The sequence below is a fragment of the Ideonella sp. A 288 genome (assembly GCF_002198735.1).
In the GTDB taxonomy this organism is placed as follows: Bacteria; Pseudomonadota; Gammaproteobacteria; order Burkholderiales; family Burkholderiaceae_C; genus Pseudaquabacterium.
Map to the genome: position 1 here is coordinate 19,393 of NZ_MWLO01000079.1, position 11,098 is coordinate 30,490.

Genomic DNA, 11,098 nt, shown 5'->3' on the forward strand with positions numbered 1-11,098 from the left:
TGGGCGTCAGGCCAGGCTGTCGACCAGCGCGAGCAGCATGCCGTCGGGCTGCTCGTGCATGATGGCGTGGCCGCAGGGCAGGGTGTGGATGCGGGGCTTCAGCGCGGCGGCGATGTCGCGCGTGACCTTCGGCGAGGTCATCTGGTCGAGGCTGCCGAGGATGAAGCTCACCGGGCAGCGCACCAGCGCGGCGGCCTGCAGGCCGTTGGCATAGCGGTCGCAGACGCTGAAATCGTGGTGGAACAGGTTGACCTCGGTGTGCCCGGGCACCGAGCCCTGCAGCATGCGCCGCATCAACGCCCGGTTGGCGCCATGCAGCCACATGCCCGGGCCGGGGAACGAGGGCTTGCTGGCGGTGCTGGAGAACGAGAAGGCGTTGACCATGTCGATGGCCTTCAGCGGCGTGTCGCGGGCGGTGGCCAGCAGGGCATCGGACACCTTCATCGGGTAGGCCGTGCCCACCATCACCAGCCGCGAGACGCGTTCCGGTGCGCGGGCCGCCGCCTCCAGCGCGATCAGCGAGCCCATGCTGTGCCCCACCATCGCCGCCTCGCGCACGCCGGCGGCGTCGAGCAGCGCCAGCGTCCAGTCGGCCAGCGCCTCGACGCTGGCCAGCGGCGGGCCCTCGCTGCGGCCGTGGCCGGGCTGGTCGATGGCCAGCGCGCTGCGGCCATGATGCGCGCACCAGCGGGCCAGTAGCGTCCAGGCGCTGTGGTCGTGCAGCGCGCCGTGGATGAACACGGTGCAGGGCAGGGCGGGATCGAAAGGCTTGCCGCCGGTGTAGGCGTAGGCGCGGCGGCCCTGGACGGTGAGTTCCATGCTCAAGCCCCCGCCTTCTCGGCCGCGCGCAGCGCGCGCTTCAGGTCGTCGATGAGGTCCTCCGGGTCTTCCAGCCCGATGGACAGGCGGATGGTGCCGGGCCCGATGCCGGCCCGCGCCAGGGCCGCGTCGTCCATGCGGAAGTGGGTGGTGGAGGCAGGGTGGATCACCAGCGAGCGGCAATCGCCCACGTTGGCCAGGTGCGAGAAGATCTTCAGCGACTCGATGAAGGCCTGGCCCTGCGCGCGCGAGCCCGAGTCCACGACGGGCCGCTCCCGAGTGGACTCACCCCCTTGGGGGGCGGACGCCCCGACGGGGCGGCCTGGGGGCGATTTCAGGTCGAAGCTGAAGACCGAACCGCAACCGCGCGGCATGAGGCGGGCGGCGAGGGCCTTGTCCGGGTGGGTGTCGAGTTCGGGGTAGCCGACGCGGGCGACCGAGGGCTGCGCCGCGAGGAACTTCACCACCTCGCGCGTGTTGGACACGTGCCGCGCCATGCGCAGAGGCAGCGTCTCGATGCCCTGCAGGATCAGCCAGGCGGTGTGCGGGCTCATGCAGGCGCCGAAATCGCGCAGGCCCTCGCGGCGCGCGCGCAGCAGGAAGGCGCCCACCGTGCTCTCTTCGGCGAAGACCATGCCGTGGAAGCCGTCGTAGGGCTGGCTCAGTTCGGGGAAGCGGCCGCTGGCCGCCCAGTCGAACTGGCCGCTGTCGACCAGCACGCCGCCCACCACCGTGCCATGGCCCGACAGGAACTTGGTGGCCGAATGGAACAGCAGGTCGGCGCCATGGTCGAAGGGCTTCAACAGCCACGGCGGCGTGAAGGTGCTGTCCACCAGCAGCGGCAGCCCGGCGGCATGGGCGATGCCCGACACCGCCTCGATGTCGAGCACGTCGAGGCCGGGATTGCCCAGCGTCTCGCCGAACAGCAGCCGCGTCTCGGGCCGGATGGCGGCGCGCCAGGCGGCGTGGTCGCCGGGCCGCACGAAGGTGGTGTCGATGCCGAAGCGGCGCAGCGTGTAGTCGAGCAGGTTGTGCGAACCGCCGTACAACGCGCTGCTGGCCACGATGTGGTGCCCGGCGCCGGCCAGCGTGGCCACCGCCAGGTGCAGCGCGGCCTGGCCGCTGGCCGTGGCGATGGCGCCGACGCCCCCTTCGAGCGCCGCCACCCGCTCCTCGAGCACCGCGTTGGTGGGGTTGCTGATGCGGCTGTAGACATGGCCCGATCGCTCCATGTTGAACAGCGACGCCGCATGCGCGCTGCTCTCGAACACGAAGGACGTGGTCAGGTGGATCGGCACCGCACGTGCGCCGGTGGCGGGGTCGGCGGCTGCCCCGGCGTGCAGCGCCAGGGTGTCGAACGCGGGATCGCTGGAACCGGCCATGGTGTGGAGTGAAAACAGGGTGTCGTGGCAGGGCATTGTGTGCTATGTTTTTCATGGTTCCATCCGGAGACTCCATCATGAAAGTCAGCGACATCCTGCGCGTGAAGGGCAGCACCCTGTTCACCGCACCGCCCGAGCAGCCGCTGGCCGAAGCCGTGCGCACCATGGCCGACCACGACATCGGGTCGCTGGTCATCATGTCCCACGGCCACCTCGTCGGCATGCTCACCTTCCGCGAGGTCATCGCCGCCATCGTCCGCAACGACGGCGGCGTGGGCAAGCTCTCTGTGCGCAGCGTCATGGACGATGCGCCGCTCACCTGCACCCCCGAGACCGAGATCGACGAAGTCCGCCGCATGATGCTGGGCCGCCACGCGCGCTACATGCCCGTGCTCGACCAGCTCACCCTGATGGGCGTGGTGTCGTTCTACGACGTGGCCAAGGCGGTGGTCGACGGGCAGGACTTCGAGAACCGCATGCTCAAGGCCTACATCCGCGACTGGCCGGTCGAGGAAGAGGGCACGGCCGAGCCCAAGCTGTAGGTTCTTCGTGCGGGCCGCCGGGGGCGGCCAGGCGGGCTGCGACAATCCGTGGCCTGGTCGGCGTCAAGGCGGCCAGGCCTCTTGTCATTCGGCCCTTCCTCCTGCTCGGCACCACGCCGCCCACCCATGTCCGGCAGCACCTTCGGCGAACTGTTCCGCGTCACCAACTTCGGCGAGAGCCATGGCCCGGCCATCGGCTGCGTCATCGACGGCTGCCCGCCGGGCATGGCGCTGTCGGAGGCCGACATCCAGCCGCAGCTCGACCGCCGCCGCCCCGGCACCAGCCGCCACGTCACCCAGCGCAACGAGCCCGACGCGGTGGAAATCCTGTCCGGCGTCTACGAGGGCCTGACCACCGGCACGCCGATCTGCCTGCTGATCCGCAACACCGATCAGCGCAGCAAGGACTACGGCAACCTGCTCGACACCTTCCGCCCCGGCCATGCCGACTACACCTACTGGCGCAAGTACGGCCTGCGCGACCCACGCGGCGGCGGCCGCTCGTCGGCGCGCCTGACGGCCCCGATGGTGGCCGCCGGTGCGGTGGCACGCAAATGGCTGCACCAGTGGCACGGCACCACCTTCACCGGCTGGATGAGCCAGCTCGACGACATCGCGATCCCGTTCGAAGACGAAGCGCAGATCGGCCAGAACGCCTTCTTCGCGCCCGGCACCAGCGTGCTGCCGCGGCTCGAGGCGCACATGGACGCGCTGCGCAAGGCCGGTGACTCCTGCGGCGCCCGCATCGAGGTGCGCGCGCGCCAGGTGCCGGTGGGCCTGGGCGAGCCGCTGTTCGACAAGCTCGATGCCGACATCGCGTTCGCGATGATGGGCATCAACGCCGTCAAGGGCGTCGAGATCGGCGACGGCTTCGGCGTCGTCGCCCAGCGCGGCACGGTGCACGGCGACGAGCTCTCGCCCGACGGCTTCCGCAGCAACCATTCGGGCGGCGTGCTCGGCGGCCTGTCCACCGGGCAGGACCTGGTGGTGTCCATCGCCATCAAGCCGACCAGTTCGATCCGCAGCCCCAAGGCCTCGATCGACCGCGACGGCCGCCCCACCACCGTCGAGACGCATGGCCGGCACGACCCCTGCGTGGGCATCCGCGCCACGCCCATCGCCGAGGCCATGCTGGCGCTGGTGGTGATGGACCACGCGCTGCGCCACCGCGCGCAGTGCGGCGACGTGCACCTGCCGCTGCCGCCGATCGCCGGGCACACACCCGGCCACACACCCGGCCGATGATCGCCCCCGCGGGCGCCGGTGCGGGTCGGCCGCCGCTGCCGGCCTTCGCGGCCGTGTGGTGCGCGTACTTTGCCGCCATCGGGCTGTTCAACCCCTATGCCCCGCTGTGGTACCGCGAACTAGGCCTGTCCACACTGGCCATCGGCGCCATGGCCTCGCTGCAGAGCTGGACGCGCGTCGTCGCCCCCTATGCCTGGGGCTGGCTGGGCGACCACGGCGGCCGCCGGGCCGAACTGGTGCGCTGGGCGGCCGCGCTGGCGCTGGCCTCGGCGCTGGGCCTGCTGGTCGCGCGGGGCCACCTGGCGCTGGCGGTGTTCACGGCGCTGCTGTTCCTGGCCAACGGCGGCATCGTGCCGCTGGCCGAGGCCGCGCTGGCCCAGCACCTGAGCCGCGGCGGCGTCATCGACATGGCGCGCTACGGGCGCGTGCGGGTGTGGGGCTCGCTGGGCTTCATCGTGTCGGTGTCGCTGTTCGGCGTGCTGCTGGAGCGATTCGGCATCGGTGGCTTCCCCTGGTACGTGGCGCTGATCTTCGGCGCCGTGCTGGCGGCGGCCTGGCGGCTGCCGTCGGCGCCGGCGGCCGTGGCGGCCCATGGCGCACCGGTGTCGGTGCTGGGCGTGCTGCGGCAGCCCGCGGTGGCGTGGTTCTTCGCCGGCACCTTCCTGCACGTGCTGGCCCATGCGGCGCTGTACACCTTCTTCTCGCTCTACCTGGTCGACCTGGGCCACGGCAAGGGCGCCGTGGGGGCGCTGTGGGCGGTGTCGGTGGCGGTCGAGATCGTGTTCTTCTGGACCCAGGGCCGCTGGTTCGGCCGGCTGTCGCTGCACGGCTGGCTGGAACTGGCGGCGCTGATGGCGGCGCTGCGCTTCGCCGCCACGGCGGCGCTGGGCGGCCATGTGGCGGTGCTGGTGGCGGCGCAGGCGCTTCACGCCATCACCTTCGCGGCGCAGCACGCGGCCTGCATCGCCTTCGTCGACCGGCATTTCCCGGGCGCCATGCGCGGCCGAGGGCAGGCGCTGTACTCGATGATCGGCTATGGCTTCTCGGGCGTGCTGGGCGGTCTGGCAGGCGGCTGGCTGAGCAACCGCCACGGCTTCGCCGCGGTGTTCTGGGCGGCGGCCGGCTGCGCGGTGCTGGCCTGGGGGGCCCTGCGCCTGTCGCGGTGGCACGAGCAAGGTCGAACAGCACCGTTGCGACCCGCCTGATCGGCCCTTCAGCGACGGCAGGCTTGCCCAGAATGGACGGCCGAAGGGTCGTGTCGACCCTTGCCTCCCGGAAGACCGCCCATGAGCACGCGACCCGCCGCCGGATCAGCCTCGTCTGCCGCCTCCGACAGCCGATTGGCCGACTTCTTTCGGTACCACGGCGTGTGGGCACCTGGCGTCCGCCTGTTCCGCGCGATCGGCTTCCGCGCCAAGGCGCTGGTCATCTCGCTGGTGTTTGCCATCCCGATCGCCGTGCTGGCCTACAGCTACTTCGGCGACAAGCGCAGTGCGATCGACTTTTCGTCGAAGGAACGCACCGGCATCGTCTACGCGCGCGCCGTGATGCCGCTGGTGAAGCTGCTGCAGTTGAATCGCCTGCGCTCGGTGGCGGGCTCGATCGTCGCCGATGACACGGCCGGCGCCAACGCGGCCTGGTCGCGCCTGGCCGCGCTCGAAGTGGCGCACGGGGCCGAACTGGGCACGGCCAAGGCGCATGCCGCCTTCACCGCCGCGGCCGCCGCGGCGGCCCGCGCCGACGCGAAGGCCGCGTTCGCCGCGCATGGCGCCGCCATCCAGGCCGCGCTCGACCTGCTGGGCGTGTCCACCGATGGCTCCAACCTGACGCTGGACCCCGACATCGACACCTATTACCTGATGGACGCAGCCATGTTCCGGCTGCCGGTGATGATCGAGGCCGCCGGGCAGCTGCGCGGCATGGGCTCGGCGGTGCTGTCCGCCGGCAAGGCCTCGCCCGAGCAGTGGCGCCAGATGGTCGAACAGTCGGCCACGCTGCGCAGCAACCTCGCGGCGGTGAAGGGCGGGCTGGACAAGGCCGTGGCCTACAACCCGGCCGTCCGCGGCGCCGTCGACGCCGACCAGGCGATGGAGGCGCAGGCGGCTCTGCTGGCGCGCATCGACGCCTCGCTGCTGGCCGAGGCTGGCGTGCAGGGGCAGGCGCCCGAGCACGTGGCCGCAGCCACCCGGGTGATCGAGTTGCAGTTCGCGCTGATGAACCGCGCCACCGATGCGCTCGACGGACTGATCGCCGCGCGCGTCGATGGCCTGCTGGCTGGCCGCAACCTCACGGCCGGCGTGCTGGCGGTGTCGCTGGTGCTGGTGGTCTACCTCTTCATGGCCTTCCGCAAGGTGCTCGACGGCGGGCTGCGCGAGGTGGCGTTCCACATCCAGGCCATGCGCGACGGCGACCTCACCACCCAGCCCCGGGCCTGGGGCGCCGACGAGGCGGCCTCGCTGATGCACACGCTGGTGCAGATGCAGGTGTCGCTGCGGGGCATCGTCGGCCAGGTGCGCGGCGCGTCGGACAACATCGTGCACAGCACCGGCGAGATCAGCGCCGGCTCGATGGACCTGTCGGCCCGCACCGAGCAGGCCGCGGCCAATCTGGAAGAGTCGGCCTCGGCGATGGAACAGATCGCCGCCACCGTGCGCAGCACGGCCGACAGCGCGGTGGAGGCCTCGCGGCTGGCCACCGGCAATGCCCAGCTCGCCGAGCAGGGCGGCCGCATCATCGGCTCGATGGTGTCGACGATGCAGGACATCCACGCCTCGTCGAGCAAGATCAACGACATCATCGGCGTCATCGACGGTATCGCCTTTCAGACCAACATCCTGGCGCTCAATGCGGCCGTGGAGGCGGCGCGTGCCGGCGACGCCGGCCGCGGCTTCGCGGTGGTGGCCTCCGAAGTGCGCGGCCTGTCGCAGCGCTCGTCGGCGGCGGCGCGCGAGATCAAGTCGCTGATCCAGACCAGCGTGCAGCGCGTCGAGGCCGGCGCCAGCATCGTCGGCCAGGCCGGCCGCACCATCGGCGAGATCGTCGAGAGCGCCGGGCAGGTGAACCTGCTGCTGGCGCAGATTTCCACCGGCGCCCGTGAACAGGCCGGCGGCGTGACGCAGACCACCCGCGCGGTGCAGGACATGGACACCATGACGCAGCAGAACGCGGCGCTGGTGGAACAGACCGCGGCCGCCGCCGACTCGCTGAAGGGTCAGGCCGAGTCGCTGGCGCGCATGGTGTCGCAGTTCAAGCTGCCCTGAGCGGCGCGCCGACCACGGCCGGCGCGCGGCGGGCTCAGCCCTTGCGCACCGGCTTGGCCGACTGCTGAAGCATCCAGCCCGCCATCTCGCTCAGCGGCACCACGGCATCGGTGCCGCCCATGCGGATGGCTTCCTTGGGCATGCCGAAGACCACGCAGCTGGCCTCGTCCTGGGCGGCGGTGGTGGCGCCGGCATCGTGCATGTCGCGCAGGCCGCGCGCGCCGTCGTCGCCCATGCCGGTCATGATGACGCCGATGGCGTTGCGCCCGGCGCACTGGGCCACCGACTTGAACAGCACGTCCACCGAGGGCCGATGGTGGTTGATCAGCGGGCCGTCGGTCACCTCGACGATGTACTGCGCGCCACTGCGCTTCAGGCGCATGTGGCGCCCGCCCGGGGCGATGAGCACGCGGCCGGGCAGCACGCGGTCACCGTTGCGGGCCTCGGCCACCTCCAGCTCGCACAGGCCGTTGAGCCGCGCCGCGAAGGCGGCGGTGAACTTCTCGGGCATGTGCTGCACCACCACCACGCCCGGCAGGGTGCGCGGCAACTGCCGCAGCACCGCCTCGAGCGATTGCACGCCGCCGGTGGACAGTCCGATGGCGATGACGCGGTCGGTGGTCTCGGCCATGGCCGTGGGCGACATCGTGGGCGACGGCAGCACCGGCGCCGGGCCGGAGGCCCGCGGTCCCATGGCGCGCAGGTTGGCCTTGGACGCGGCCTTGACGGCATCGACCAGGCCGTTGGAGCGGTCTTCGAGGAAGGTCTTCAGGCCCATCTTGGGCTTGGTGACGAAGCCCACCGCGCCGGCGGCCAGCGCCTGCATCGTGGTCTCGCAGCCGGCCTCGGTCAGCGTGGAGCACATGACCACCGGCAGGGGGTGTTCGGCCATCAGCTTGCGCAGGAAGCTGATGCCGTCCATGCGCGGCATCTCCACGTCCAGCACCAGCACATCGGGCGGATTGGATTGCAGCTTGGGCCAGGCGAACAGCGGATCGGCCGCGGTGGCGACGACCTCGATGCCGCCGGCGGTGAGCAGCTCGGACAGGTGCTTGCGCACGACCGCCGAGTCGTCGACGATCATGGCCTTGATGGCGCACATGGGGATTCCTTCAGAGGCTGAGAGTTGTTTGAGCGGGCATGATCGAACGACTCTCAGTCTCAGATGCGGTTGGACCGCTTGATCTGCACTTCGCCGGCGCCGTAGTCGAGCAGCACGGTGCGCGGCACGTTGTCGCCCACGTCCACGCCGTCGAGCTGGAAGCCGTACTTGTCGATCAGTGTCCAGCCCTGCTCGATGTTGCGCTCGCCGATGTTGAGCTTGACCTTGGCGCCCTCGGGCATGGTGTCGGCGCCACCGTACAGGTGGGCCACGTAGTCCTCGGGCCGGGTGCCCTGGCGGGTGAGCGACTGCACCATCAGCTCCACCGCCTCGTCGCCGAAGCGGCCTTCCAGCGGCGTGCCGGCGTCGCGCCGCCGCGAGGGCAGCAGGAAATGGCACATGCCACCCAGGCGCTTCTGCGGGTGCCACAGCGTGATGGCCACGCAGCTGCCCAGCAGGGTGCGCACGGTGGCCGCGCTGCGGCCGAAATGCAGCTGGCCAGGCATCAGCACCAGGTGGTCGCCCGGCCGGGCGTCCAGCATGCAGGGCGTGCGGTTGGGCACCGGCGCCGGGCGGGGCGCCAGCCGTGCAGGCGGCGTGGCCGGCGCGGCGGCCGGGCGGTTGGCGACGGTGGGCGGGCGGTGCACGATGCGGTCAGTTGCGTTCATAGACGGCAGGTCTCGAGGCGCGCAGTCCGACATCCTGGCCGCTGAGCGATTCCGCGTGGCCGGTGAACAGCAGGGCACCGGGCTTGAGCTTCTCGATCACGCGGCGCACGATCTTCGCCTTCGACGGCGGGTCGAAGTAGATCAACACGTTGCGCAGGAAGATCACGTCGAACAGGCCGATGTCGGGCAGGGCCTCGGTGAGGTTGGCCTGGTCGAAGCGCATGTTCTGGCGCAGTTCCTTGGCCATCAGCACCTGGCCCTGGTAGTCGCCCTGGCCACGCAGGCAGTACTTCTTCACCAGCGCGGTGGGCGTGTCGCGCACGCGGTCGATCGGGAACAGCGCGCGGCGGGCGCTGTCCACCATCGCGGTGGACAGGTCGGTGCCCACCACTTCCCAGCCGCGCGGGCCGATGTGCTCCGCCAGCACCATGGCGATGCTGAAGGCCTCTTCGCCCGACGAACTGGCCGCGCTCCACACACGGAAGGTGGCGCCGTGCCGCGGCTTGCGTGCCAGGTCGGCCAGCAGGTCGAAGTGCTGCGGCTCGCGGAAGAAGTAGGTCTCGTTGGTGGTCAGCCGGTCGATGACGCGGCGGGTCTCGTCGGCGTCGCGGCCGGCGACCACGTGCTCGACGTAGCGGTCCAGGTCGGGGATGCCGGCCTCGGCGGCCAGCTTTTGCAGGCGGCCGGTGACCAGCGATCGCTTGGCGTCCGACAGGCGGATGCCGGAGACGCGGTGGAACAGGTCGGTCACCGCGGTGAAGGAGGGCGTGGACAAGGTCATGGGCGGTCTGCGGTGATCAATGGCCGATGTGCCGGGCCACCAGTTGCGAGAGTTCCTCGATGGCGAGCACCCGGTCGAGGTCGAGCACGGCCAGCACCTGCTGGTTCGTGCGCGCCATGCCGGCGATGTGGGCGGCGGCGATGGCCGTGCCGAAGGCCGGCGTGGGCTCGAGTGCGGCCAGTTCGAACACCTCGTACACGGCGTCGACCACGATGCCGATGACGCTGGAGGTGTCGGCCTCCTCGTCGACCACGTCCACGATCACCACGCAGCTGCGGCGGCCCAGCGTCGACTCGTGCAGGCCGAGCCGTTCACTGAGGTTGACCACCGGCACCACGGCGCCGCGCAGGTTCATCACGCCGCGCATGAAGCCCGGCATGAGCGGGACGGCGGTCATGGTGTCGGCCTGAAGGATCTCGCGCACGTTGTCGATCGACACGGCATAGCTGGCATCGCCGAGGGCAAAGCGCAGGTACTGCCGGAGGGCACCACCCGGCTCCGGCATCGCCGGTGCAGCGGACTGGGTGCTGGCTTGCATCGTCACGCTCCTTCAGAAACGGGTGAACTGCGATTCGTCCACCGCCGTGGTGGCCGCCGTGCGCGGGCTGGCAGACCCCGGTGCGCGCGCCGGAGCGCGGCGTGCCGGGTGGCTGGCCGGTGCCATGCCGCGGCCCGACACCAGGCCCTGCGCGCGCCTCGGCCGATCGTCCGCCGACACGTTGGTGGCCTGTGAGCGGCCGGCGCCCGCGTCGTCCTGGCCGATGCGGAAGAAGGCCATCAGTTCCTGCAGCTGCGCGGCCTGGGCCGACAACTCTTCGGCCGTGGCCGACAGCTCCTCGGAGGCGCTGGCGTTCTGCTGCGTGCTGGTGTTGACATGGCCCATGGCGGCGTTGATCTGCCCGACCGAGTCGCTCTGCTCGCCCGAGGCGGCAGCGATCTCCTGCACCAGCTCGCTGGTCTTGTGGATCGAGGGCACCATCTCGGCCAGCAGGGCACCGGCCTTCTCGGCCATCTGCACCGACGAGCCGGCGAGGTTGCCGATCTCCTGGGCGGCCACCTGGCTGCGCTCGGCGAGCTTGCGCACCTCGGCGGCGACGACGGCGAAGCCCTTGCCGTGCTCGCCGGCGCGGGCGGCCTCGATGGCCGCGTTCAGTGCCAGCAGGTTGGTCTGGTAGGCGATGTCGTCGATGATGGAGATCTTGGTGGCGATGGACTTCATCGCCTCCACGGTGCGGGCCACGGCGCTGGCGCCTTCGCCGGCCTCGCGGGCGGCCTTGGCGGCCATGCCGTCGGTGACGC

General features: G+C 71.1%; 11 protein-coding genes. 4 read left to right on the forward strand and 7 right to left on the reverse strand.

What is annotated here, in order from left to right:
* Nucleotides 1-6: 6 nt before the first annotated feature.
* Both EOINJALH_RS06750 and EOINJALH_RS06755 read right to left on the reverse strand, forming a co-directional pair.
* The gene (locus EOINJALH_RS06750; RefSeq protein ID WP_088279583.1) at nt 7-819 is read right to left on the reverse strand and encodes an alpha/beta fold hydrolase; all 813 of its coding nucleotides are present in this window, start codon (nt 817-819) and stop codon (nt 7-9) included.
* Between the two features lie 2 nt (nt 820-821).
* Nucleotides 822-2,201: an O-acetylhomoserine aminocarboxypropyltransferase gene (locus tag EOINJALH_RS06755; RefSeq protein ID WP_088279591.1), complete on the reverse strand. Its 1,380-nt coding sequence runs from the start codon at nt 2,199-2,201 to the stop codon at nt 822-824.
* A gap of 77 nt (nt 2,202-2,278) precedes the next feature.
* Between EOINJALH_RS06755 and EOINJALH_RS06760 the strand changes: the two genes are divergently transcribed.
* From EOINJALH_RS06760 to EOINJALH_RS32565, 4 genes are all read left to right on the forward strand, one after another.
* Entirely contained in the window at nt 2,279-2,743 is a 465-nt protein-coding gene (locus EOINJALH_RS06760) for a CBS domain-containing protein (RefSeq protein ID WP_088279584.1), read from the forward strand.
* 126 nt (nt 2,744-2,869) lie between these two features.
* On the forward strand, nt 2,870-3,988 hold the full coding sequence (gene aroC, locus EOINJALH_RS06765; protein WP_088279585.1) for a chorismate synthase: 1,119 nt from the start codon (nt 2,870-2,872) through the stop codon (nt 3,986-3,988).
* Nucleotides 3,985-5,193 carry an MFS transporter gene (locus EOINJALH_RS06770; protein ID WP_088279586.1) on the forward strand — a complete coding sequence of 403 codons (1,209 nt, stop codon included), beginning with the start codon at nt 3,985-3,987 and terminating at the stop codon, nt 5,191-5,193. The genes aroC and EOINJALH_RS06770 overlap by 4 nt, the downstream gene beginning before the upstream one ends.
* Nucleotides 5,194-5,274: 81 nt before the next feature.
* The gene (locus tag EOINJALH_RS32565; RefSeq protein ID WP_234413694.1) at nt 5,275-7,248 is read left to right on the forward strand and encodes a methyl-accepting chemotaxis protein; all 1,974 of its coding nucleotides are present in this window, start codon (nt 5,275-5,277) and stop codon (nt 7,246-7,248) included.
* 34 nt (nt 7,249-7,282) lie between these two features.
* Here the strand turns inward: EOINJALH_RS32565 and EOINJALH_RS06780 are convergent, their stop codons facing one another.
* From EOINJALH_RS06780 to EOINJALH_RS06800, 5 genes are all read right to left on the reverse strand, one after another.
* Nucleotides 7,283-8,350 (reverse strand): chemotaxis response regulator protein-glutamate methylesterase, encoded by a 1,068-nt coding sequence (locus EOINJALH_RS06780; RefSeq protein ID WP_088279587.1) that lies wholly within the window; start codon nt 8,348-8,350, stop codon nt 7,283-7,285.
* Between the two features lie 59 nt (nt 8,351-8,409).
* Nucleotides 8,410-9,018 (reverse strand): chemotaxis protein CheD, encoded by a 609-nt coding sequence (locus EOINJALH_RS06785; protein WP_234413695.1) that lies wholly within the window; start codon nt 9,016-9,018, stop codon nt 8,410-8,412.
* Nucleotides 9,005-9,799, reverse strand: a complete 795-nt coding sequence (locus EOINJALH_RS06790; RefSeq protein ID WP_088279588.1) for a protein-glutamate O-methyltransferase CheR — start codon at nt 9,797-9,799, stop codon at nt 9,005-9,007. The genes EOINJALH_RS06785 and EOINJALH_RS06790 overlap by 14 nt, the downstream gene beginning before the upstream one ends.
* 16 nt (nt 9,800-9,815) lie before the next feature.
* Nucleotides 9,816-10,337, reverse strand: coding sequence for a chemotaxis protein CheW (locus EOINJALH_RS06795; protein ID WP_088279589.1), 522 nt, complete (start codon nt 10,335-10,337; stop codon nt 9,816-9,818).
* Between the two features lie 12 nt (nt 10,338-10,349).
* On the reverse strand, nt 10,350-11,098 hold a 749-nt coding region (locus EOINJALH_RS06800), incomplete at its 5' end, for a methyl-accepting chemotaxis protein (protein WP_234413696.1).